The 23,559-nt window shown below is 36.9% G+C and carries 23 protein-coding genes and 1 other annotated feature; of the genes, 2 read left to right on the forward strand and 21 right to left on the reverse strand.

What is annotated here, in order from left to right:
- Window position 1: 1 nt before the first annotated feature.
- The 3 genes from pheS to MHB75_RS07695 form a co-directional block, all read right to left on the reverse strand.
- The gene (pheS, locus tag MHB75_RS07685) at window positions 2–1,039 is read right to left on the reverse strand and encodes a phenylalanine--tRNA ligase subunit alpha (protein ID WP_068457291.1); all 1,038 of its coding nucleotides are present in this window, start codon (window positions 1,037–1,039) and stop codon (window positions 2–4) included.
- Window positions 1,040–1,394: 355 nt separating this feature from the next.
- The gene (locus tag MHB75_RS07690) at window positions 1,395–2,156 is read right to left on the reverse strand and encodes a TrmH family RNA methyltransferase (RefSeq protein ID WP_340996891.1); all 762 of its coding nucleotides are present in this window, start codon (window positions 2,154–2,156) and stop codon (window positions 1,395–1,397) included.
- Between the two features lie 15 nt (window positions 2,157–2,171).
- Window positions 2,172–3,149, reverse strand: a complete 978-nt coding sequence (locus MHB75_RS07695) for a zinc-binding dehydrogenase (RefSeq protein WP_340996892.1) — start codon at window positions 3,147–3,149, stop codon at window positions 2,172–2,174.
- 117 nt (window positions 3,150–3,266) lie between these two features.
- On the opposite strand from MHB75_RS07695, the gene MHB75_RS07700 reads away from it, so the two are divergent.
- Complete coding sequence (locus tag MHB75_RS07700; protein ID WP_340998596.1) at window positions 3,267–4,238, forward strand: bile acid:sodium symporter family protein; 972 nt, start codon at window positions 3,267–3,269, stop codon at window positions 4,236–4,238.
- A gap of 127 nt (window positions 4,239–4,365) precedes the next feature.
- Here the strand turns inward: MHB75_RS07700 and argF are convergent, their stop codons facing one another.
- The 7 genes from argF to hmpA form a co-directional block, all read right to left on the reverse strand.
- Window positions 4,366–5,331: an ornithine carbamoyltransferase gene (gene argF / locus MHB75_RS07705; protein ID WP_141274687.1), complete on the reverse strand. Its 966-nt coding sequence runs from the start codon at window positions 5,329–5,331 to the stop codon at window positions 4,366–4,368.
- A gap of 162 nt (window positions 5,332–5,493) precedes the next feature.
- Window positions 5,494–6,579 (reverse strand): M42 family metallopeptidase, encoded by a 1,086-nt coding sequence (locus MHB75_RS07710; RefSeq protein ID WP_325922307.1) that lies wholly within the window; start codon window positions 6,577–6,579, stop codon window positions 5,494–5,496.
- Between the two features lie 48 nt (window positions 6,580–6,627).
- Window positions 6,628–7,113 carry a dUTP diphosphatase gene (locus tag MHB75_RS07715; protein WP_141274685.1) on the reverse strand — a complete coding sequence of 162 codons (486 nt, stop codon included), beginning with the start codon at window positions 7,111–7,113 and terminating at the stop codon, window positions 6,628–6,630.
- A gap of 5 nt (window positions 7,114–7,118) precedes the next feature.
- Window positions 7,119–7,397, reverse strand: coding sequence for a DUF1294 domain-containing protein (locus MHB75_RS07720; protein ID WP_340996898.1), 279 nt, complete (start codon window positions 7,395–7,397; stop codon window positions 7,119–7,121).
- A gap of 85 nt (window positions 7,398–7,482) precedes the next feature.
- Window positions 7,483–8,967 (reverse strand): DUF5776 domain-containing protein, encoded by a 1,485-nt coding sequence (locus tag MHB75_RS07725; protein WP_340996900.1) that lies wholly within the window; start codon window positions 8,965–8,967, stop codon window positions 7,483–7,485.
- 281 nt (window positions 8,968–9,248) lie between these two features.
- Window positions 9,249–10,718, reverse strand: coding sequence for a DUF5776 domain-containing protein (locus MHB75_RS07730; RefSeq protein WP_340996901.1), 1,470 nt, complete (start codon window positions 10,716–10,718; stop codon window positions 9,249–9,251).
- A 444-nt stretch (window positions 10,719–11,162) separates the two neighbouring features.
- Window positions 11,163–12,323 carry an NO-inducible flavohemoprotein gene (hmpA, locus tag MHB75_RS07735; protein ID WP_141274681.1) on the reverse strand — a complete coding sequence of 387 codons (1,161 nt, stop codon included), beginning with the start codon at window positions 12,321–12,323 and terminating at the stop codon, window positions 11,163–11,165.
- Window positions 12,324–12,491: 168 nt separating this feature from the next.
- Between hmpA and MHB75_RS07740 the strand changes: the two genes are divergently transcribed.
- Window positions 12,492–12,929 (forward strand): RrF2 family transcriptional regulator, encoded by a 438-nt coding sequence (locus MHB75_RS07740; protein WP_068451998.1) that lies wholly within the window; start codon window positions 12,492–12,494, stop codon window positions 12,927–12,929.
- A gap of 148 nt (window positions 12,930–13,077) precedes the next feature.
- On the opposite strand, the gene rplT is transcribed toward MHB75_RS07740, so the two are convergent.
- The 11 genes from rplT to mutM all read right to left on the reverse strand — a co-directional run bounded on the left by rplT (window position 13,078) and on the right by mutM (window position 23,549).
- A complete protein-coding gene (gene rplT / locus MHB75_RS07745) occupies window positions 13,078–13,437 on the reverse strand; it encodes a 50S ribosomal protein L20 (RefSeq protein ID WP_068451995.1) in 360 nt (119 codons plus the stop codon).
- Window positions 13,438–13,493: 56 nt separating this feature from the next.
- Complete coding sequence (gene rpmI / locus MHB75_RS07750) at window positions 13,494–13,694, reverse strand: 50S ribosomal protein L35 (RefSeq protein ID WP_068451992.1); 201 nt, start codon at window positions 13,692–13,694, stop codon at window positions 13,494–13,496.
- Between the two features lie 34 nt (window positions 13,695–13,728).
- Window positions 13,729–14,235, reverse strand: coding sequence for a translation initiation factor IF-3 (gene infC, locus MHB75_RS07755; RefSeq protein WP_068451989.1), 507 nt, complete (start codon window positions 14,233–14,235; stop codon window positions 13,729–13,731).
- A gap of 295 nt (window positions 14,236–14,530) precedes the next feature.
- Window positions 14,531–15,130, reverse strand: a complete 600-nt coding sequence (locus MHB75_RS07760; protein ID WP_340996909.1) for a glycoside hydrolase family 25 protein — start codon at window positions 15,128–15,130, stop codon at window positions 14,531–14,533.
- A gap of 91 nt (window positions 15,131–15,221) precedes the next feature.
- Window positions 15,222–17,156 carry a threonine--tRNA ligase gene (gene thrS / locus MHB75_RS07765; RefSeq protein ID WP_141274807.1) on the reverse strand — a complete coding sequence of 645 codons (1,935 nt, stop codon included), beginning with the start codon at window positions 17,154–17,156 and terminating at the stop codon, window positions 15,222–15,224.
- 80 nt (window positions 17,157–17,236) lie between these two features.
- Window positions 17,237–17,466 (reverse strand) — a binding site (T-box leader).
- Window positions 17,467–17,534: 68 nt separating this feature from the next.
- The gene (gene dnaI / locus MHB75_RS07770; RefSeq protein ID WP_141274806.1) at window positions 17,535–18,476 is read right to left on the reverse strand and encodes a primosomal protein DnaI; all 942 of its coding nucleotides are present in this window, start codon (window positions 18,474–18,476) and stop codon (window positions 17,535–17,537) included.
- A 14-nt stretch (window positions 18,477–18,490) separates the two neighbouring features.
- On the reverse strand, window positions 18,491–20,209 hold the full coding sequence (locus tag MHB75_RS07775; protein ID WP_068451978.1) for a DnaD domain protein: 1,719 nt from the start codon (window positions 20,207–20,209) through the stop codon (window positions 18,491–18,493).
- A gap of 21 nt (window positions 20,210–20,230) precedes the next feature.
- Entirely contained in the window at window positions 20,231–20,713 is a 483-nt protein-coding gene (nrdR, locus tag MHB75_RS07780; RefSeq protein ID WP_068451972.1) for a transcriptional regulator NrdR, read from the reverse strand.
- 178 nt (window positions 20,714–20,891) lie between these two features.
- Window positions 20,892–21,911, reverse strand: coding sequence for a glyceraldehyde-3-phosphate dehydrogenase (locus MHB75_RS07785; RefSeq protein ID WP_068451971.1), 1,020 nt, complete (start codon window positions 21,909–21,911; stop codon window positions 20,892–20,894).
- Between the two features lie 160 nt (window positions 21,912–22,071).
- Window positions 22,072–22,665 carry a dephospho-CoA kinase gene (gene coaE, locus MHB75_RS07790; protein WP_141274805.1) on the reverse strand — a complete coding sequence of 198 codons (594 nt, stop codon included), beginning with the start codon at window positions 22,663–22,665 and terminating at the stop codon, window positions 22,072–22,074.
- 11 nt (window positions 22,666–22,676) lie between these two features.
- Window positions 22,677–23,549, reverse strand: a complete 873-nt coding sequence (gene mutM, locus MHB75_RS07795; RefSeq protein ID WP_340996916.1) for a bifunctional DNA-formamidopyrimidine glycosylase/DNA-(apurinic or apyrimidinic site) lyase — start codon at window positions 23,547–23,549, stop codon at window positions 22,677–22,679.
- Between the last annotated feature and the right edge of the window lie 10 nt (window positions 23,550–23,559).

A 23,559-nucleotide genomic window follows, 5' to 3' on the forward strand; every position in this document is an offset into this window, starting at 1 on the left:
CCTAATCTTCTGCTCTTTGGAATTGTTCTAAGAAACGAACGTCATTCGTATAGAAATCACGAATATCTTCTACACCGTAACGTAACATCGCAATACGCTCTTGTCCCATACCAAATGCAAAGCCTGTTACTTTTTTAGGATCATATCCTGCCATTTCAAGTACGTTCGGGTGAACCATACCTGCACCTAGAATTTCAATCCAACCTGTGTTTTTACATACATTACATCCTGAACCGCCACATTTGAAGCATGAGATATCCATCTCAACTGATGGCTCTGTGAATGGGAAATAGCTTGGACGTAAACGAATTTCACGTTCGTCACCAAACATCTTCTTCGCGAATACATCTAATGTCCCTTTTAGATCACTCATACGAATGTTCTCACCGATGACTAAACCTTCAATTTGATTGAATTGGTGTGAATGTGTTGCATCATCGTTATCGCGACGGAATACTTTACCTGGGCAAATAATACGAATCGAAGAACCTTTTTTCTCTTCCATCGTACGCGCTTGTACAGGTGATGTATGTGTACGCATTAAGATTTCTTCTGAAATATAGAATGTATCTTGCATATCACGCGCTGGGTGACCTTTTGGTAAGTTTAATGCTTCAAAGTTGTAGTAATCTTTTTCTACTTCTGGACCTTCTACTACTTCATAGCCCATACCGATGAATAAGTTTTCGATTTCTTCTGTTACACGTGTTAATGGGTGTGCATTTCCTACTTTAATTGTGCGACCTGGTAATGTTACATCAATTGTTTCTTGAGCTAATTGTGCTTCCACTGCTTTTTCTTCTAATTCAACCATACGTGCTTCTAATACTTCTTGTACTTCGCCACGTACTTCATTCACAAGAGCACCCATTTTTGGACGTTCTTCAGCAGGAAGTTTACCCATGCCTTTTAATAAATCTGTAATTGGACCTTTTTTACCTAAATAAGCAACACGTACATCATTTAATTCTTTTGTATTTGTTGCTGCTTGAATACGATCCAATGCTTCTTGTTTTAACTGTGTTAATTGTGCAGCCATTTCCATCGTAAAATTCCTCCTTTTATTGGATGATCAACCTGTTGTAAGCATAAAAAAATCGCCCCTTAAAAAAGGGACGAGGATTATATCGCGTTACCACCCTAGTTATTGCATACGTTCATGCAATCACTTCGTTGAATTAACGGCTCATTTGCCGGCGTACCTTTACAGCTAATGCTGGTCCCGGACGCTGCTAACGGGGTGAACTTCTTCTATTATAGAGGCAAATCTCCACTTTCAGTCTATGGTGGACACTCCCTAATTGCTTATAATAGCGTACTTTTCCCGATCATCGCATTTGAATTATGTGTTCACACTCAACTATTATAAACGCTTTAATGCCATACTTCAAGTGTTACTCGGCAGTTGCAAAGTGATATAGAACAATTCCAGTCGCCACTGCTACATTTAATGACTCAGCGCCACCCATAATCGGAATGATGACATTCTTCGTCGTTTTTGTTAGTAATTCTTTTGAAATACCACTACCTTCATTACCCATAATGACTGCAAATGAAGGTGTCTTTGGTACTTGGTTATATACCACAGATGTCGCATCAAGTGCTGTTCCATAAATCGGAATATCACGTTCTTGTAATTGTTCTACCCAATCTACTAGCTCACCGCGCAATACAGGTAAATGGAAAATAGAACCCTGTGTTGATCGAATTGTTTTCGGATTGAATGGGTCTGCACTACCTTTTCCTAAAATAACAGCATCCATCCCCGCTGCATCTGCTGTTCGAATCATCGTACCGACATTACCGGGGTCTTGTACAGCATCAATCAGTAAAAACTTCTTCCATGAAGACTTTACTTCAAAATCAGGTTGTTTGCAGTGTGCAAAAATGCCTTGTGTGCGCTCTGTCTCTGCCAATTCTGCTGCAATTGCCGCTGTTACTTCTACCATATAAATGTTATCAACATTCCATGTAGCAGGAATTTCAACACCTTCTCGTACAATTAAGTTTAAAACATCTGTACCTTGAAGTGCTTCTTCTACTAAATGGAAACCTTCTACTAAAAACTCACCAGATTGGTCACGTTCTTTGCGTGTTGTTGCTAATTTTTTCCAATATTTCACTAATGAATTTGATAATGATTCAATTCTTTTCATTCATAAACCGCCTTTTTACATCGTTAATACTATTTTGCCAAACTGTGTACTCTCTTGCAACTGCTGAAATGCTTGTGTCGCATGTTCGATGGCATATGTTTGTTCAACGATTGGGCGAATGTGATGTGCTTCCATGAAAGAAAGACATGCACGAAATTCTTCTCGACTCCCCATTGTCGTCCCATGTAATGTGTACTGACCGTAGAAAAAGTCACGTAAATTAATCGTTGTTTCATCTGCTGTTGTTGCGCCGAATGTTACTAGTGTACCACCCTTTTTTAAAACAGCCAATGAACGATTAAAAGTTGCTGCACCAACGCTATCAATGACAAGGTCGACTGTCTCATGCTGAAGTGCCGCGTTCCAGTCCTCTGCTGTATCAATTACGAGATCTACACCGAGTTGCTTCGCTTTTTCACGCTTCTCTTCTGAACGTGAACTCGTAATAACTCGCGCGCCTATATTCTTTGCAAATTGAATCATAAATGTCGCAACACCGCTACTTCCACCTGGAATAAATACCGTCTGCCCTTTTTGTAATTGTCCTTTTGTAAAGAGTGCGCGATAACCTGTTAATGGAGCAATCCCCATCGTCGCTGCTTCTTCCGTTGATAAGTAGTCCGGTTTTCGTTCAATTTGTTCTGCTGAAATGGCGATTTTTTCTGCAAATGTCCCTTGATCTGGTAAACTTAAAATTTCGAAGTCCTCAGGTGGAGCAGGTGTATTATCGAACCAACGAAGAGAAGGATTTATAATAACTTCATCGCCGACTTGCCAATTCTCGATATCTGCTGATACCTGTTCAATAATACCTGTTGCATCTGAACCTAAAATTAAAGGTGCCGCATCTTTCGCTAAACGATTCGGTGTATAAAGGTCCCGACGATTAACACTCGCCGCTTGAATACGAACGAGTACTTCTCCATCTTTTAGTATAGGTTCTGGTCTTTCTCCTACATGAATTTCGTTTTTTTCTGCATAAACCGCTTTCATTGACATTCTTCCCTTCATTTTTAGTTTATTTATTCATTATATCATTTTTTATATTGCTATTTTAAGAAAATTATATATACTTGAAATTATCAGAATTTTTGAAAAGGTGTGGATATGATGAAAGTTTTAGAATCAATTAGTTCATTTACAGGAAAGTACTTTGCTTTTCTTGTACTCGGAGTTGCTGTCATCTCATTCTTCTTCCCGACAGCATTCCTAGCATTCGGAGGATATATTACCATCATGTTAGGGATTGTCATGTTCGGAATGGGGTTAACATTAAGTGCAAAAGATTTTAAATTAGTTTTAACAAAGCCGCTACCCGTATTGATTGGGATTGTTGCACAGTTTACAGTGATGCCACTAACAGCTCTTGGTATTGCGTACTTACTACAATTGCCACCTGAATTAGCGGCAGGACTTGTATTACTTGGATCCGTACCAGGTGGAACTGCTTCAAACGTAATGGTTTATTTAGCAAAAGGAAATGTTCCTTTATCAATTACAATGACATCTGTATCAACATTATTAGCACCATTCTTTACACCGGTGATTTTATACTTCTTAGCTGGACAGTGGATGCCTGTTAATATGTCTTCGATGTTTATGTCGATTGTACAAGTTATTTTAGTACCGGTTGCACTTGGTATCATCGTTCGTAAATTAGCACCAAACTTAATCGACCGTAGTGTATCGGTTGTACCACTCATCTCAGTTGCTGCCATCATCTTAATCGTTGGCGCAGTAGTTGCAGGGAATCAAGAGAAAATCGCAACAGCTGGCTTAATTATTTTCTTAGCCGTATTCTTACACAATACAGCTGGTTTAGTTTTAGGTTATTATGCAGGAAAGGTATGCGGACTTTCATTATCAGACCAACGTGCCATCTCCATCGAGGTCGGTATGCAAAACTCTGGTTTAGGTGTAGCACTTGCTACAGCACACTTAGGACCACTTGCTGCTATTCCAAGTGCATTCGGTGCTGTATGGCATAATATTTCAGGTCCAATTATTGCAAGTTACTGGGCACGTCGTCCGATTCCAAATGAATCAAAGCAACAAGTTTCAATTGAAAAGAAACATGCATAACAAAACATTTTACTTTCCTTTTTCAAAGTTAGAAACAAAAAAACTGGAACCGCGCCACAGCGCGATTCCAGTTTTTCTTATACTTAAATCAAATCTATTTTTTTATACTTTTCTTTTTGTTCTCGTTTTATCCAAGTATGGATACAAGTACTGCTTTTTGTGCATGTAGACGATTCTCTGCTTGTTGGAAAATATATGAGTTTTCACCGTCAATAACAGCTGTCGCAACTTCTTCTTCACGATGTGCTGGTAAGCAGTGTAAAAACATATAATCTGATTTCGCGTGCGTTACTAATTCAGAAGAAATTTGGAATCCTTCAAAATCTTGTAGGCGTTTTGCTGATTCTTCTTCTTGGCCCATTGAAGTCCACACATCTGTGTAAATTACATCTGCATCTGTTGCCGCTTCAATTGGATTATTCGTAAATGATACCGTACTTCCATTTTGCGCTGCGATTGTTGCTGCTTTTAACATGACTTGTTCTGATGGTTCATATCCTTTTGGTGCTGCTACAACGACATCCATTCCTACATGTGCTGCTGCTACCACAAGTGAATGTGCCACATTATTTCCGTCACCAATATACGCTAGTTTCAATCCTTTGAAGTGCCCTTTTACTTCTTTAATTGTTTCAAGATCAGCTAGCGCTTGGCAAGGGTGTGAGATATCTGTTAAACCATTAATTACAGGAATTGATGCATGTTCTGCTAATTCTTTTACCATTGCATGTGAATTTGCACGAATCATAATACCATCTACATATCCTGATAATACATGTGCTGTATCATAAACCGACTCACCACGACCAATTTGTAAATCGCGTGCATTCATATACATACCTTTTCCGCCTAATTGGTGCATACCTACTTCAAACGAAATACGTGTACGTGTTGAATTTTTTTCAAAAATCATCGCAAGTGTTTTACCTTCTAATAGTTTTGGACACTTACCTTCTTTTGTAATCGTCTTAAGTTGAATCGCTAAGTCGATTAATTGTTGTACTTCTTCACTTGAATAGTTCACTAATGATAATAGATCTTTCCCTTTTAAGCTTGTGACAATTTGTAATTGTACCTCTTCTAATAATTTCACACTGCATCGCTCCTGTACGTTTAATTGTTAATTCTCATTATATGTATGTATATTTATTCTGTCAAATGAATTTTTATGTTTTATCTGACTAGTTTATCATTTCTAGTAAGATAAGATAAAAAAGAGTTCGAAGCATCATATTCGCTTCGAACTCTTGTATGTTTATTCAAATGTAATACGTTGTACTGTTTCAGCATCTAGCTTTTTAATCACTTCAATCACTAATTTCACTGTATTTTCAAAGTCATCGCGATGTAAAATACCTGCATGTGAATGAATATAACGTGTCGCAATACCAATCGAGATTGCTGGTACACCGTTTGCTGTAATATGAATAGAACCTGCGTCCGTACCGCCACCTGGAATTGCTTCATACTGATATGGAATTCCTGCTTCTTCTGCTGTATCAACGACTAAGTCACGTAACCCCTTATGACCGACCATTGATGCATCATAGACAATGATTTGTGGACCTTCACCCATTTTAGAAGCTGCTTCTGAAGGTGAGATTCCTGGTGTATCTCCTGCAATACCGACATCTACTGCGAAACCAATAGCTGGATTGATTTGATGCGTAGCTGTTTTTGAACCACGTAAACCCACTTCTTCTTGTACCACACCACAACCGTAAACAACGTTTGGATGTTGTTCGTCTTTTAAGCCTTTTAATACTTCAATCGCAATCGCACAACCAATACGGTTATCCCAAGCTTTTGCTAGTAAGAATTTTTCATTTTTCATCACTGTAAAATCGAAGTACGGTGCAATCATATCACCAGGTCGAATACCCCACTCCATTACTTCTTCTTTCGAAGTTGCACCAACATCGATAAACATCTGTTTAATGTCAACCGGCTTATTGCGCTGTTCAGCTGGTAAGATGTGCGGTGGTTTTGAACCGATGACACCTGTGACTGTCTCACCTGAACGTGTGACGATTTGAACGCGCTGTGCCAACATTACTTGGCTCCACCAACCGCCAACTGTTTGGAATTTAATAAAGCCACGGTCATCAATTTGTGTTACCATGAAGCCAACTTCATCTAAGTGCCCAGCTACCATAATTTTCGGACCATCTTCTTGGCCTACTTTTTTAGCAATTAATGAACCAAGACCATCTGTTTCGATTGTGTCTGCATACGGTTCAATGTACTGCTTCATGACATCGCGCGCTTCCTTTTCATTACCTGCAATCGCACGTGCATCTGTTAAATCTTTTAGCATGGTTAATGTTTGATCTAATTTCATCTTGAGAAATCCCCCTTGTTGAAGAATACTTCCATTATACAACAGTTTTTAATATCCTGTACGTTGTCGCTCGTAATTTTTTTCGTTTTTCGAAATATATGCATCGATAATTTGCTGTGCATCGAATTGTAATGTGCGTGCAATTGCACCATAGCACTTCCAAATCTCTTCATAATTTTCACGTTTAGGCTCATTTCCAAACACGATAATCGCTTGTTGTGCCTGTAAGAATAATTCTGTTAGAGAAGCATCACGTGCATCTGTTGGCCATTCTTTTAAATCATTAAAACCTTTCATAATGCCAAGTGACAATAGAAAATGAACTGAGTCTACGAATTCTTCTAAAATAACAGCATCTTCTGAAGGACCTTTTGTACTCCAAAATTTGAAACAGCGTGTTTCATTCGCAAGTTCTCCTAATTCCACTAATAGCGCTAATGTTTTTTCACGAAAGACATCAAAATCAATCCCCTGTGTCTTTTCAATGAATGCGTCTAATTCTTTTTGCATTGTAAATAGTTGTTGTAAATTCACGTTCATCATCCTTTCATATGTATAGTACCGAAGTTGTAAATAGCTGACAATAAAAAATACCCATCCATTAGAGCGAAGATTGCAAATCCAATAACAAAGTGAAGCTTTCTTATTTTATGTCGCCAAATCATCATACCTAAAAATGTGCCGAGTCCACCACCAACAATTGTCAAAATCCATAGTGTACGCTCTCTAATACGCCACTTGTGACGAATGGCTCTACTTTTATCAATGCCCATCACAATAAAACCAATCACTGATAATACGATAATCCAAATAGCCATATATACCTCATTTCTATTCGCTTGATTAGTATAACAAAAAAAGAAGAAGGAATCGCTTCGTTTGCGTCCCTCTTCTTACTTATTTTTATTTTTTTACAACATAGGCTTTATTCGCACTAATGTATTGTCCTGTGCCAATTTTTAAACGTGGTGTTCCTGCAGCGCTCCATGTAACTGCTGTCACTTGAAGTTTTTTACCTTTTGCAATCGTACGTGTCTTATTAGCGAATGACACAGATGTATAAACACCTACATTTGTTTTTGTTTGAATCGTTTTTGGATTTACATAATAATAATCTGAAATATTATTTACAACAGAGCGTGTATAAGCTTTGTTTGCACTCACATAGTAACCAGTTGATGTTTTTAATCGTGGTGTTCCGCCTTCTGTATAGTCAATGTCTTTAATCGTGAATACGCTATTTGTGCTGTAATTTTTTAATTTTGTCGATGTACTAAATGTCGTACTTTTGTATAAACCTTGTGTCACACGTAACAACGTTTTTTTCGGCACTTTTGTGATATATTCATCAATATCTGAACGTGTTTTCACAACATAGGTACGGTTTGCTGTAATATAGTTACCGTTTTTTAGTTTTAAACGTGGTGCTCCAGATGCACTCTTTTCAACAGCTACAATATCTAATAGTATATTTTTAGGGTGACGTTTTACTTTCGCACTTTCTTTAAAAGTACGTGAATTATATTCATACGCTACTGTTTTTGTTGCAATTTTTTTAGGGTTACTTGTATAGTAACGTGGATTTGAGACAGGTTTTGATATTGATTGCGTGAAGTAACTTAGGCTTACACCGTTTAAACGGTTTAAATCAACATATGTACCAATCCCATCTACTTTCCCTTGGTCTGTAAATTGCCATAATGCATGTGGATATGCTGGTTTAGTTGAACCATAACGTGGAATCCAGACAAAATCTGCTTTTGATGTATCAAGATTTAATTTACCATATAGATGGTTCGCTATGTATAAGCCGATTTTTTTATCTGTATATTTACGTAATTCCGCAACGAATGAATTGACGATTGCACGCATGCTCTCACCAGATTCACTTGTGAATTCTTCTACGTCAATCACATAAAAATTTGCATCTTTACTTGCACGGTTATAAAAATCACGCGCTTCTACTTTTGCATCTGCTGTGTCAGTTGCTAAATGATACGCATATACGCCAAATGGCACATTATATTTTTTAGCACTTGCCTCATAACTTTTATGCCAACGGTCTTCTAATACACTTCCATATTGTGTACGAATAATCGCTAAATCAATAACTTTTGAAGCCTTTGCCCAGTCAATATTCCCTTGGTGATGCGAGATATCGACAATAACGGGGTCTGTGTATGATTTTGTGCTTAGTGTACGACTTTTAGCGTTCACCGGGTTTGTATCTGTGACATATGGTGTGCCTTCCCATTCGATTTTACGATCAGGATTTGCTGGTGCTAACGTCCTATCTTGTTCTACTGCAGAAGCCGAATTACTTTGCCATGCAACTACTACAAATAATGCAAACAAAAGTGATAGAAACCATTTCAATTGTTTTTTCATTTTCCACTCTCCTTTTCAAATTTTTGAGGATTTTATAGCCTGAATTGACTATCCAAATCATAACAAATTTCTCTCTTTACTTATGACACTTTTACGCGTCATTTTAATTTCATATATTAAAATAATATTACATTTTATTTCATCTTGTAATATCCATATTCTTTTTCTTTTGTCTAGTTATCTTTTTGAAATAAATGCGTATTTTATATACGATTTTCTTCATTTTTTAGTATGAATCAAAAAAAGAAGCTAGGTCCTAAAACCTAACTTCTTCTCTATTATTATTGTTCATACCACGGGATTTGTTTAAATAATGTCTTTTTAGTTGAGACATATTTACCATCTGTTAATTTAAAACGTGGGTAGCCTAACTTATTATAAACCACATCTTGAATATCGAGTACTGTACCGACTGGAATCATCTCTGGATCTTTTTGTTGATCACCGAAAAGTAATGTATCGTATTTATAAATTACTTTTTGTGTACGTAACTTTAAAGATGAATCATATTCTAAGAAGTAGTTTTGAATGGTCGCTGGCACTTCGACTACATCATTTTTATCTGCTGAGATAAATCTGCCATTAATAATTGCAAAACGATTTTCGCCTGAACCATTATAAACTACACGACTTACGTTAAAAATCGTATTCGCTGGAACAAACTCAGGTGATGTATTACTTGTTGATGAACGATATGAATATAAATTACGAATTGTCATGACTTGTTTTACATTATCATTTGTTATATAGAAATTCGACGTAGCAGAAGTTTTTAAGACTAAACTTTTACTAGCACTAATATATGAACCATCTGCTAGTTGAAGGCGTGGGATACCTGTTGAAGATTTCACTACCTTTTTAACTTTTAAACGTGTTCCTTCTTTGTAGCTTTTCTTTTTATTTTTTTTATCAAAGCTTGTTTTCTTATAAACATTTACAGGTTTCTTTAAAAGAACATATTTAGGATTCGTTACATAATATTTTTTAACGAGTTCTGAGTTTGAAATTGTTGTTACTTTATTTGTAAAGTATTCTAACTTTGTTCCACCTGCTAAACGATTTAAATCAACATTTCCATTGATTCCTGGAACGCGTCCGCTATCAGTATATTGCCAAAGTTGATGTTTATAAATAGGACCTGAATAACCATAACGTGGAATCCAGACAAAATTAAATTTACTTGCATCTAATTTGAATGATGAATACTTGTGGTGCGCTACATATAAACCAATCTTTTTATTCGTTAATTTACGCATTTCCTTCATATATTCATTAATAATAGTACGCATAGAGTACCCTTTTTTATTCGTCTGTACTTCTACATCTAAAACATAAAATTCTGTATCTTTACTCGCACGATTATAGAATGAGCGCGCTTCTGCACGTGCTTCTGCTGGTGTACCAGCTCTTACAAAAGAATAAACACCAAATGGCACATTATATTTTTTAGCATTCGATTCATATGTACGATGCATATAATCTTCTAATTCTCCATCTTGTGTACGAATAATCACTAAATCAAGCGCTTTTGATGCTTTTGACCAATCAATATTACCTTGCCATTTTGAAATATCTGCAATAACAGGATCATTTGCAGATCGTTTTACAAGTTTTGCATTGGCTGGGTATTCCCATTTCACAACACTCTCAGGTTTTGCAGTATTTTTATGTGCCTTGGCTTCACTATTTTGCGAGAATCCAAAGAGACTAAATACAACAAGTAACAGAGCTAAACCATAAACTTTTTTCATCTTTCCCTTCCTTTCACGTTCTCTCTATTCTTTCTTCTTTTATTATATCGTATAAGAAGAAAGAATTATTATTACAAACAAATAACATTTTATTTTTTATTATTTTTTTATTCATAAAACCTCATTTTAATATTATTACGTTAAATAATATTAAAAATCACTATTTATATACCTAAAAAAACAAAAGAAAGTTCAATAAAAATAAGTATTAAGAATTAGTGAGAATAATAGAAGAAAAAGTAAAACCCCGTCCTTACGTGTATTAAAAATAGTTTGGATAAAACATTCACTTCGCTTTTTTAGCGTTCACAACACAAAACTGGAACCGCGCCACAGCGTAATTCCAGTTTTTCTTATGGTCATATGAGGTATTATTTTTACACGTATGTTCTAGCTTGTGTTATTTAATTTTTCAAACCCGATACAACTTCATGTTAAATCGAATTAAATATTCATTGCTGGTCCAAAGAATTCGTAATGAATTTGGTCACGACTCATGCCCAGTTCAGTTAGAGAAGCAATCACTTCGTGCATGAATCCTACAGGTCCACATAAATATACTTCACCTGTTAAATCAACTTGCTCAGCTAACATTTCTTTCGTAATTTTTCCTGCTACATCTGAAGCGTGTTGTACATATGTCACATTTTCAGGAATGGCAATATGGCATAACTCTTTTTCAAATGCATGCTCATTTAAGTGGGATGCACTATGAATCAATTTCACTGCGGCTTTATTTTCGCTTGCTGCTTTTTCAAACATACTAATTAATGGTGTAATTCCCACACCACCTGCGATGAATGTCACGGGTTTTTCTGTTGCTTCATAAACAAAGGAACCAGCTGGTACACTAATTGATAACGTATCGCCAACTTGTACATGGTCATGTAGATAGTTCGATGCTTTACCAATTGGTGTATTTTTTTGATCGCGTTTAACAGAGATACGGTAACTTTCACCATCATATGATTTTGATAAGCTGTATTGACGATTTAGAATATATTCTTCGTTTGGATTTTTTACTTGTACCGTAATATATTGTCCAGGTAAATATTCTGGTAATGCTGAACCATCTGCTGGTTGTAAATAGAATGATGTAATAAGTGCATTCTCAGCTACACGCTTCACAACTTTAAAGTCTTTAAATCCACGGAACCCACCTTGTTTATTTTCAGCTTCTTGATAAAGCGCTTCTTCTTCTTGGATAAAGACATCTGCGATTACACCATATGCTTCTCCCCAAGCTTGAATAATTTCATCTGTTGCTGCATCACCTAATACTTCTTTAATTGCACGTAGTAAAAATTCTCCTACAATTGGATAATGCTCTGGTAATACACCTAAACTACGGTGTTTTTGTGCGATTTGTTTTACAACTGGAATAATCGCTGGTAAGTTTTCAATGTGTACAGCTGCTGCATAAACTGTATTTGCTAAAGCTGTTTGTTGACGACCTTTTTCTTGGTTCGTGTGATTAAAAATGTTTAATAAAGCTGGATTTGCTTCAAATAAATTTTTATAAAAAGTTTTTGTAATTTCTACTCCGTGTACTTCTAATACAGGTGCAGTTGATTTTACGACGTCCATTGTGTGTTGAGATAACATGTGAATCATCCTCTCTTTTTTTTACACCTTTAGAATAATCCTATTTTCCATTTAAAGCAATATACAAAATACATCTTTAACAAAAAAGACATATTTAAAATACATCTTTAAAATTTATAAATTGTTTTCTTTACATGCTATAATAAAAGGAGTTGGAGGTGAATTCTGTTGAGGTTGACACTATATACAGATTATTCTCTGCGCGTTTTGCTTTATCTTGGCGCAAAAAAGCCAGATGAATTATCGACAATTAAAGACATTTCCGATGCTTATGGTGTGTCTAAAAATCATTTAATGAAGGTGACACATGAATTAGGAAAAATGGGATACATCGAGACAATCCGTGGTCGTGGTGGTGGTATTCGTCTCGCTATGCAACCTGAAGAAATTAATATCGGGAAGCTCGTCCGACAAACAGAAGAAGATTTTTATTTAGTTGATTGCTTTAATCCTGAATCTGTTGGTTGCGTTATTTCACCCGTTTGTAATTTAAAAGGCGCGTTAAATAAAGCACTACATGCATATATTGCTGTACTTGATGAATACCATCTAAGTGATTTTTTAACATCAAAAGAAAAATTAGCTGCTTTACTATTTGATTCTTAATATACAGCATCCTTTCCTTTTGAGGATTAAATATTTATATGTACAAAAAGAAGTGATAGGAATAAATTCCGTCACTTCTTTTTTTGTTGCATATAAAAAAGAGCCGCGTCCGAAGACTCGACTCTTTCATCATACCTGAATGTATGAATTATTTTGCGATTGCTTTTTTAGCAGCGTCTGCTAATTGAGCGAATGCAGCTGCATCGTTTACAGCTAAGTCAGCTAACATTTTGCGGTTTACTTCGATTTCAGCAAGTTTTAAACCGTGCATTAAACGGCTGTAAGAAAGACCGTTGATGCGAGCAGCTGCATTGATACGAGTGATCCATAATTTACGGAAATCACGTTTCTTTTGACGACGGTCACGGTATGCATATTGACCAGACTTCATTACTGCTTGGTTCGCTACTTTATAAAGTGTGTGTTTTGAACCGAAATAACCTTTTGCTAATTTTAAAACCTTTTTACGACGCTTGCGCGTTACTGTACCGCCTTTTACGCGTGGCATAGTTCATTACCTCCTGTATTTATCACTCTGATAAATAGTATATGTGTGTTTTCTTATTATTTCATGTAAGCTAATAAAGATTTGATGCGTTTGTAATCACCAGATGATACTAATGATTGTTTACGTAAGTGACGTTTAGCTTTTGTAGATTTGTTAGCAAATAAGTGAGAGCCGTATGCACGGTCACGTTTTAATTTACCAGTACCAGTTCTTTTGAAGCGTTTTGCAGCGCCACGGTGTGTTTTCATTTTTGGCATTTGGATTTCCTCCTATTACTCATAACTTTAATAATTATTGTTTCTCGTTCTTAGGTGCTAAGATCAAGAACATGCTGCGGCCTTCCATTTTCGCACGTTGTTCAACAGTTGCTACTTCTTTACAAGCCTCCGCAAAGCGATCTAATACGCGTTGACCAATCTCTTTGTGCGTAATAGCACGACCTTTAAAGCGAATAGATGCCTTTACTTTATCTCCTTTTTCAAGGAATTTGATTCCGTTGCGTAACTTTGTTTGGAAGTCATGCTCGTCAATCGATGGTGAAAGTCGTACTTCTTTAAGTGCAATAATCTTTTGATTTTTGCGAACTTCACGATCTTTCTTTTGTTGTTCGAATTTGAATTTACCGTAATCCATAATACGAGCAACTGGTGGCTTGGCTTGCGGAGCCACAAGGACAAGATCCAAATTTGCACGTTCTGCAAGTTGCAGTGCATCGTTTCGAGTTTTAACACCTAATTGATCGCCATTGTGATCGATTACGCGTAATTCGCGAGCACGAATACCTTCGTTTACATACATGTCTTTGCTAATAACAATCCACCTCCAAGTAGTATTAAAATACTGTGTTTGGGCAAGGAGCCCTGTTCGGTACAGATATTTCGATGTCCATAAAAAAAGACGGACATTAGTCGAAATGTCCGCCCGCGTATATGTTGACATGCGAAATATGCATGTTCGATTCATCAATTAACCTGTCAATACCTTATAAAAGGATCGATTCTCAGGTGAGAAGCGGGCAGCCTCTACTTCAACCACAAACTCTGTATTTGTTTACCTCAATTATAATATCACCTTTTTTTAGGTAAGTCAAACATTATTCTGCTATAAACCATGCTATTTTTTTCTTTCCATTCAAACGATTTAAATCGACATAACCTTCAATTCCCTTTATGCGTCCTCGTTCTGTGTACTGATGTAAGTCACACGGGAACTTCGGCTTTAAAATCGTTTTGCCATCTAGATGATAGCGTGGAATCCATATGAAGTCTGCTTTCGTTAGATCTAAACAAAAAGTATGGTATAGATGATGCGCAATGTAGATACCTACTTTTTTCGCACCTAAATTCCTTAGTGTACGAATAAAAGCATTCGTCCCTGCGCGCATATCAGACATCGACTCCACTTCAACATCGACCACATAAAATAAAGGCTGTCCCGCTCGATTTGCACGTTCGTAAAAGTCTTGCGCTTCTTTTTCAGCGTCTCTAACAGATGTAAAACGCGCAAATGCATACACACCATAGGGAATAGCAAATTGACTACAACCTTTCGCATGTTGTTCATATAAAACATCTTTTACATACGAACCATCCTGTACACGTAAAATGGCTAAATCACATACTTTCGAAAGCTCCTCATAGTTCACACGATTTTGCCATTTTGAAAAATCAACGATATACCCCATCTTCTTCATCTCCTTTTATATTTTATATAGAAGAAAAAAGATTGCGCGAGACAAAAAATGAGAAGCCGCTAGACAATACGACTTCTCATTTGAATACTTATTATTTTACTGTAATCTCTTTTGTAATTGCATCCACAAACTCGTCTAAAGAAACTGTTTCTGAATCTTTTGAGCCGTAACGACGAACATTTACTGCATTTGATTCAACTTCTTTATCCCCTAATACAAGCATGTACGGAATTTTTTGCATTTGTGCTTCACGGATCTTGTAACCTAATTTTTCATCACGGTAATCCATTTCTACACGTGCACCTGCAGCGATTAAACGTTCTTCAACTTGTTTTGCATAGTCAAAGTGCGCATCGTTTGATACAGGAATAATTTGAACTTGAACAGGTGCTAACCAAGTCGGGAATGCGCCTTTGTATTCTTCAATTAAGAAGGCTACAAAGCGTTCCATTGTTGATACAACACCGCGGTGAATAACGACTGGACGGTGTTGTTTACCATCTTCACCTACATAGTTTAAGTCGAAGCGTTCTGGTAATAAGAAGTCTAATTGTACTGTTGACAATGTTTCTTGTTTACCAATCGCTGTTTTTACTTGAACGTCTAGTTTTGGACCGTAGAATGCGGCTTCGCCTTCTGCTTCATAGTAATCTAATCCTAGATCGTCCATCGCTTCTTTTAACATACTTTGTGCTTTTTCCCACATTTCATCGTCATCGAAGTATTTCTCTGTATCTGCTGGATCACGATATGATAAACGGAATTCATAGTCTTCTAAGTTGAAGTCTTTATAAACCGCTTGGATTAACTCTACTACTTTTTTGAATTCATCTTTAATTTGATCTGGACGAACAAATAAATGCGCATCATTTAAAGTCATACCACGTACACGTTGTAATCCTGATACTGCTCCTGACATTTCATAACGATGCATTGTACCAAGTTCTGCGATACGAAGTGGTAGGTCACGGTATGAACGCATTGCTGATTTGTACACCATCATGTGGTGAGGACAGTTCATTGGACGAAGTACGAATGTTTCGTGATCTACTTCCATTGGTGGGAACATATCTTCTTGGTAATGATCCCAGTGTCCTGAAGTTTCATATAATGATTTTGAACCTAAAACAGGTGTATATACGTGTTTGTAGCCTAATGCTAACTCTTTATCTACAATATAACGTTCAATTGTGCGACGTACTGTTGCACCGTTCGGTAACCATAATGGTAAACCTTGACCTACTAATTGGCTTGAAGTAAAGATGTCTAATTCCTTACCAATTTTACGGTGGTCACGTTCTTTTGCTTCTTCTAACATTTGAAGATGATGTTTTAAATCTTCTTTTGTGAAGAATGCAGTTCCGTAAATACGTTGTAGCATTTTGTTATCTGAATTCCCTCTCCAATATGCACCTGCAATTGATAGAAGTTTGAATTCTTTAATTTTATTTGTTGATGGTACGTGTACACCGCGGCAAAGGTCGAAGAATTCGCCTTGTTCGTAGATTGACACTTGCTCATCTGCTGGAATTGCTTCAAGTAATTCTAATTTGTATTCGTCCTCAATTTCTTCAAAACGACGTTGTGCTTCTGCACGAGATACATCATGGCGTACAACTTCTAAGTTTTCAGCGATGATTTTTTTCATCTCTTTTTCGATTTTCGGGAAATCTTCAGAAGTGATTGGTTCTTTTGAATCGATATCATAGTAGAAACCACCTTCGATTACAGGACCAATACCTAATTTTACATCTGGGAATAGACGTTTTACTGCTTGTGCTAATAAATGGGCAGTTGAGTGACGTAACACTTCTAATGCTTCATCATCTGAAGGTGTAATAATTGCGATTGTGCCATCTTCATTTAAAGGTGTTTTTGTATCAACTAACTCCCCATTGAATTTACCAACGATTGCTTTTTTACGTAATCCTGGGCTAATTGCCGCTGCTACTGCATCTGTTGTAATTCCTTTTTCGTACTCTTTTACAGACCCATCTGGGAATGTTAATTGAATCATTTCTGACATATCCATTCTCTCCTTTTTATTATTTCGAAAGCTACGGGCCACAAACGGGAGATTTTTTGCATACAAAAAAGCATCCTCCCTAAAGGGACGATGCTTGCGCTCGTGGTTCCACCCTTCTTCCTTCCATGCAGAAAAAACTGCAAAGACGAAGCTCTCGATCGGCTAACGGGCCGCTACCGTCGACAATTACTATTCGTTCACTGTCGCTGCTCCAAGGTGGTAAATCATTAGCCGTCACTAGAATACTCGCACCATTGTATTCCTCTCTGAAAGTCGCACTAATCATTGTTGTCCTTATCTGTGCATTTACATATTAATGTAACCTATTATAAAACTTCAGAATCGAACTCGCAACTATTTTTTAGAATTCAAGCACTTCTATGTTAAATCGCGTAAATTTAAGCCTTCCACTTGAATTGGTTCTGTAATTGCTTTGATTCGTTCCATAATTCGCTTCGCTTTAATCGGGTCCTGTCCACCACGTGCAGTCTGAGTAAAGAATACTTCAAGACCACTATAATCAAGATTCGATGTAATAAATGTCGGCAATTGTTCTGCCATACGATAATGCAGAATAGACCCTAAAATTTCATCTCGCGTCCATTCTGATAACTGTTCAGCGCCTAAATCATCAAGCATTAACACAGGTGCTTTTTTCACAAAATCAAACTTTTCTTCTAATTGTGGTGTCCCAATTGCATTTTTTAATTCACGTAAAAATTCAGGTACATAGACAACGACAGATTGAATTTGCAAAGCTGCTAATTCATTCGCAATCGCTCCAATTAAGAAGGACTTCCCGACACCAAAATCACCATATAAATAAAATCCTTTACGTGGTAATTCTCCCGTCTGCTTCACTTGGTCAACAAAGTTTTGCGCTGCCTGCAATAAATTTTCACGATCTTCACTATAGACGCGTACATCTGATAATGTCGCTCGTAACACATCTTTTGGCATGTGCATACTCGCAATCATCTTCTCCGTATGACGGCGTTCATCTTCAATACGTTTTTGCTGACAAGGTGTATATTCTAAATCAATTAAACCACGTGTTAGCGATAATTTTGGTGTAAAGCCATTGATTGTATTCACACACTGCTGTACAGAAGGACACTTTGAACAATCTTGTTGTTGATTTTTAAATTCATACAACTTGCCTAATCCACGTTCTAAAACAGAGCGTGTAATCGCACCTTCATTCTCTTTGAAAAACTTTTGAATGACGGGGTCTTTTAAAAGTTCTTCTTGAATCGACTGTAGACGTTCTTGAAATTTGGCATCCATTTGTTTTTGTAATTCATTTTGAATCGGTTTCAACGTACAACACCTCCTCAGGATTTCTTCTTCATACGATATTGACGTTCTAACTCTTCAAGTGATGCCTGACTTTTTGGCTTCTCTGATGAATTAATCCATGCTGGTAATTCTTTTTTCTCAGGATTCCCGTAAGTCGTACGGCTATATTTTTGAGCGCGTGACTTTCGATAATTTTGTCCATATTGAATGGCTGTTTCAATCGTTTGAACCGACTGTTTACGCCACCCTGAAGCAATCGCCTCTAAGAATGGTAAATTCAAATTCCCTTCACTTGAAAAATGAGCATAATGAATTAACGTATTTAATAAAGGTCGTTCCCATTCATACATCGAAGCAAACTGCGTCACTGCTTTTAATTCATGTGCAAAAGGCTCTTTGCCATCTGCCAACATTTGAAGAAGAACAGGTGGTTCAATTTTTTTCATTAAACTTTTGAAGGTCTCTTCGATATTTTTTAGTTTAGCAGCACTTGCTTTACCTGGTTCAAATTGATAAAGAACGTAAGCTGCCGCCTGAAGCAATTCAAACTCCGCATGCATATCTTCGATTGTAGTCGCCTTTTTCACTGTTGGATTTTTTTGATCCATGAATTGACGTGCCTCATTCATCGCTTGCGTAGCGGTTTCAATTCCTTTTTTACGCCAATCTGCTGCAATCGCTTGAATATACTTTTTACTAATATGACCTGGATTATTCAACGAGATATAATGAATTAATACATTCACAACAGGTGGTGTAATATCATATTGTGTAATTAAACTTTCGTACATTTCAAGTTCATGATCAAATACTTGCTTCCCGTCATTCACAGCAATTAAAACATCAATTGGTCGTGCTTGTTCAAAATATTGTACTAACTCATCTTGTTTACTATTCCATTCTTTTGCCTGCTCATGTGCTTGTTCAGGTGGCAGCATTTTCGAAATAGCTGGTGGTGTTTTGGAAATCGTCAATTTATAATATTCACTCGCTGATTTACGTACCGCATCTGTCGTTAATTCATCATCACTATTCGCCATCATAAGCACATGTTTCATATCAATTGCAGATAAACCATACATAAATGCAACTTTTGCAATCGTTTCTTTAATCTCAGCTGTGATCAAACGATGTGGAATCATATTTTCAGATAATCCAGACATCAGTAATGGAAAATCAAAAGATTGATAGTAAAATGGGATTTTCGATGGTTTTTCAGCTATGTCATGCACCATCATATTTTTTGGCATATGTTGTTGAATCGGTTGATAGACATCCGTAAATTGACGTGAAATTTCCGTCATTCCTTCGATTGCTACACGTTTCGGTGTAAAGCGCTGCAATAAGCGACGGTATGCATTCTCACCAATTTTACTGAATAAAAACATCGATAGAAGTGGGTCTTCAAAGAAACGTCTTGCTTCTAAAGGTGGTAAAATTTCATACGAAAAATAATGTAAATCATCTGTTTCTTTTTTATACGTACGTAATAATCCAATCGCTTCAAGCGCAATACGTGCGTTGAAAATAGCCCCAATTGACATATCAAGTCCATTCATCAAATGGTAGTGTGTATAGTCTCTACCTTCTTCATCTTCCCCTTCAGCCCACAACAAAAAATACAGACTAATTGGTTCAGGTCCAATTAAAGGCTGATAAAGTAGCGTAATTAACTTTCTTTCATAACTTGAAAGAGGAAATGGAATGTGAATTGTAAATCGGTCTACGGAATGTAGTTCATTATTTAGTTTCAATTCAAACTCCTCCTCTTTTATTTAATCTTCTTTTGAGTCCGATTCACTTTCTTGTCGCTCAATTAACTCACGTAACTCATGAATAAATACATTAATATCTTTGAACTGACGGTAAACTGATGCAAAACGCACGTAAGATACTTCGTCAATTTTTGCTAAGCGATCCATTACTTTTTCACCGACATCTTCGGATTTAACTTCCGCAATACCAGCACTTCGTAAATCTTGTTCAATCGCAAAGACAACATCTTCAAGCTCACTTAATGCAACTGGTCTTTTTTCACAGGCACGAATAAGCCCGCGCAACACTTTTTCACGACTAAATTCTTCACGCGAGCCGTCTTTTTTCACAACAACTAGCGGCATCTCTTCTACTTTTTCAAATGTGGTGTAGCGAAACCCACATGATTCGCATTCGCGGCGACGACGAATGGCTTTATTATCATCGACAGGTCGGCTATCAATCACTTTTGTTCCATTGTACTGACAACTTGGGCATCTCATAATTTTTCTCTCCTGAATTAAATACTATTTAGTTTATCTATTATAACAAAAAAACGTGTGATGTACCGAACAATCCCTATATTTTTTAAGGGAAATACTACTGAATACAGAACAATAAAAAACTGTAAGCAAAACGACTTGCACCGTTCTACTTACAGTTTAAATTATTACAATTAAATTATGCTTGTACTGCTGCTAATTCACGCGCTACTTTTTGTGTTAAATCTACTACGCGAGTTGAGTAACCCCACTCGTTATCGTACCAAGCAAGTACTTTTACTTTGCGTGTACCCATAACCATAGTTGTTAAGCCGTCAACTGTTGCTGAAGCTGGGTTTGTATTGAAATCTACAGATACTAAAGGTTCTGTTGTGAAATCTAATACACCCTTTAAAGATGTTTGAGAAGCTTCGATGAATGCAGCATTCACTTCTTCAACTGTTACATCTTTGTTTAAGTCTACTACTAAATCTACAAGTGATACATTTGGTGTTGGAACACGTAGAGCCATACCATGTAATTTACCTTGTAATTCAGGTAGTACAAGTGCTAATGCTTTTGCAGCACCTGTTGAAGTTGGAATAATTGATTCCGCACAAGCACGTGCACGACGTAAATCTTTGTGTGGGTTATCAATATTTTTTTGGTCATTTGTATAAGCATGAACTGTTGTCATAAGACCGTTATCAATACCGAACTTATCATTTAAAACTTTTGCTACAGGAGCAAGGCAGTTAGTTGTACATGAAGCGTTTGAAATAACATCATGTTTTGATAAATCTAATTTGTCATCATTTACACCCATAACGACTGTAATATCTTCATTTTTACCAGGTGCAGTTAAAATAACTTTTTTCGCACCAGCTTCTAGATGTAAAGCAGCTTTATCGCGTGCGTTAAATTTACCTGTTGCTTCGATTACAATATCCACACCTAGTTCTTTCCAAGGTAATTTTAATGGATCGCGCTCTGATACAAGTTGTACACGTTTACCGTTTACAATTAATGCACCTTCAACCGCTTCAACAGTACCTTCGAAACGTCCGTGGTTTGTATCGTATTTTACTAAATGAGCTAATGTCTCCGATGGGTAACTCGCATTGATGGCAACGATGTTTAAATCATCTTGAAGTATCGCCTGACGGAACACCATACGTCCGATACGGCCAAATCCGTTAATAGCAATAGAAACTGTCATGAAATATATCCTCCTGTTTTAAAAGAAATTCTTTTAAATGTGTTATTTGAGAATTAGTATAACACATTTATCTGGAAGTAGAACATATTTACACACAAAAACAAAAGTTTTTATTTTCTGACAACTTTTTTCTATCACTTTTTTGATATTCTTTTATGTTTTATACTAACCCCCATTCTTTTAAAATATAGTTCAACTGTTGTTCCGTTTTGTCTAATGTACCCTCATTATAAATAACTGCATCTGCGCCTTCTTCTTTCACAGAAAGAGGTAGCTGCGAGCTAATTCGCGCTCGCGCTTCATCCTCACTTAATTGGTTTCGTTCCATCAAACGCTCCAACTGTTTTTCTTCCGATAATGACACAACTAAAATCTTTTCAACAAAGTGTTGTAACTTACTTTCAAACAATAATGGAATGTCCATAATAACGACTTCAGCCCCGTTATTAAGCCATTCATCGCGCTGTCTCAACATCTCTTTTCGAATCGCGGGATGAATAATTCCGTTTAAAATAGCTCGCTTTGATGGGTCATGAAAAATGAGATCACCCAATTTTTTGCGATCCAATGAACCATCTTCTAATAAGATTTCTCCCCCAAAAGCAGCTACGATTTCTGTAAGCGCTGGCTCCCCTGGTTCTACAACAAGACGTGCTACTTGATCTGCATCGACAATCGGAAAACGATATTTTTCGAGCATTTTTGCTACTGTACTTTTCCCACTTGCGATACTTCCTGTTAATCCAATAATCATTTCGACACCCCCTATTTTTGACAATTTGGACAGTAATACGAATTCCGTCCTGCTATGATTTTTTGTTCTGAATTAGTATGACACATTGGGCAAATATTCATCCCGTACATTTGTAAACGGCCCTGCATACCTCCAGCCTCACCATTAATATTTCGATAATCCGAGATTGACGACCCACCATATGCGATACTTTCGCTCAAAACTGCAACAATCTCGTCAAATAGCTGTTCTTTCTCCGCCCTACTTAATCGGGATGCAATTCGTCCCGGGTTAATTTTCGTTCGGAATAAAGCTTCCGTTGCATAGATATTGCCACAACCACATAACACATGTGAATCCATAATGACCGCTTTAATTTCTTTTTTACTGTACTTGGGTAACGCACAATATGTTAAAAAATGGTCTTTCGCAATAGAATCAAATGGTTCCGGTGCTAACGCCATTAATGGCGGATGGTCTTCAATCTTTTGTAAGAAGCGCATCTCACCAAAGCGGCGGATATCTGAATAGATCAGTTTCTTTCCGTTATCAAGTGTAAAGGTCACATGGACATGTTTACGGAACTTTTCTTCTAGAATTTCCGATACATCATGTACATCAAAAAAAGCACCGCTCATACCCAAATGATTCACTAACTTATATGTGGCACCTGCATACTCTAACGTAAAATAAATATATTTTGAGCGACGTGTAACATCTTGGATCGTCATTCCTGTCACAGCTTCTACAAACTCATCCGGCTGCAACCCTTTTATAATACTTTGCTTACCTGCTTCATGGCTTGTATAAATCGTTGGCGAAATTGTCACACATTCAATCGTTCTACCTGTTACAGCAGGTTGTAGTGAACGTACGACGCCTTCTACTTCTGGTAATTCCGGCATATCATTTCAC

This window comes from Kurthia sp. FSL E2-0154, from assembly GCF_038003625.1.
Classification (GTDB): domain Bacteria; phylum Bacillota; class Bacilli; order Bacillales_A; family Planococcaceae; genus Kurthia; species Kurthia gibsonii.

Coding starts and splice junctions, on each gene's coding strand:
- nrdR (WP_068451972.1), bottom strand. CDS start 20,713: ATGAGATGCCCAAGTTGTCAGTACAATGGAACAAAAGTGATTGATAGC.
- rplT (WP_068451995.1), bottom strand. CDS start 13,437: ATGCCACGCGTAAAAGGCGGTACAGTAACGCGCAAGCGTCGTAAAAAG.
- hmpA (WP_141274681.1), bottom strand. CDS start 12,323: ATGTTATCTCAACACACAATGGACGTCGTAAAATCAACTGCACCTGTA.
- MHB75_RS07760 (WP_340996909.1), bottom strand. CDS start 15,130: ATGAAGAAGATGGGGTATATCGTTGATTTTTCAAAATGGCAAAATCGT.
- MHB75_RS07785 (WP_068451971.1), bottom strand. CDS start 21,911: ATGACAGTTTCTATTGCTATTAACGGATTTGGCCGTATCGGACGTATG.
- mutM (WP_340996916.1), bottom strand. CDS start 23,549: ATGCCGGAATTACCAGAAGTAGAAGGCGTCGTACGTTCACTACAACCT.
- MHB75_RS07690 (WP_340996891.1), bottom strand. CDS start 2,156: ATGAAAAGAATTGAATCATTATCAAATTCATTAGTGAAATATTGGAAA.
- infC (WP_068451989.1), bottom strand. CDS start 14,235: ATGTATGTAAACGAAGGTATTCGTGCTCGCGAATTACGCGTAATCGAT.
- MHB75_RS07730 (WP_340996901.1), bottom strand. CDS start 10,718: ATGAAAAAAGTTTATGGTTTAGCTCTGTTACTTGTTGTATTTAGTCTC.
- thrS (WP_141274807.1), bottom strand. CDS start 17,156: ATGTCAGAAATGATTCAATTAACATTCCCAGATGGGTCTGTAAAAGAG.
- coaE (WP_141274805.1), bottom strand. CDS start 22,665: ATGATTATTGGATTAACAGGAAGTATCGCAAGTGGGAAAAGTACAGTA.
- MHB75_RS07695 (WP_340996892.1), bottom strand. CDS start 3,149: ATGAAAGCGGTTTATGCAGAAAAAAACGAAATTCATGTAGGAGAAAGA.
- MHB75_RS07710 (WP_325922307.1), bottom strand. CDS start 6,579: ATGAAATTAGATCAAACATTAACCATGCTAAAAGATTTAACAGATGCA.
- MHB75_RS07700 (WP_340998596.1), top strand. CDS start 3,267: ATGAAAGTTTTAGAATCAATTAGTTCATTTACAGGAAAGTACTTTGCT.
- MHB75_RS07725 (WP_340996900.1), bottom strand. CDS start 8,967: ATGAAAAAACAATTGAAATGGTTTCTATCACTTTTGTTTGCATTATTT.
- MHB75_RS07720 (WP_340996898.1), bottom strand. CDS start 7,397: ATGGCTATTTGGATTATCGTATTATCAGTGATTGGTTTTATTGTGATG.
- pheS (WP_068457291.1), bottom strand. CDS start 1,039: ATGGCTGCACAATTAACACAGTTAAAACAAGAAGCATTGGATCGTATT.
- rpmI (WP_068451992.1), bottom strand. CDS start 13,694: ATGCCAAAAATGAAAACACACCGTGGCGCTGCAAAACGCTTCAAAAGA.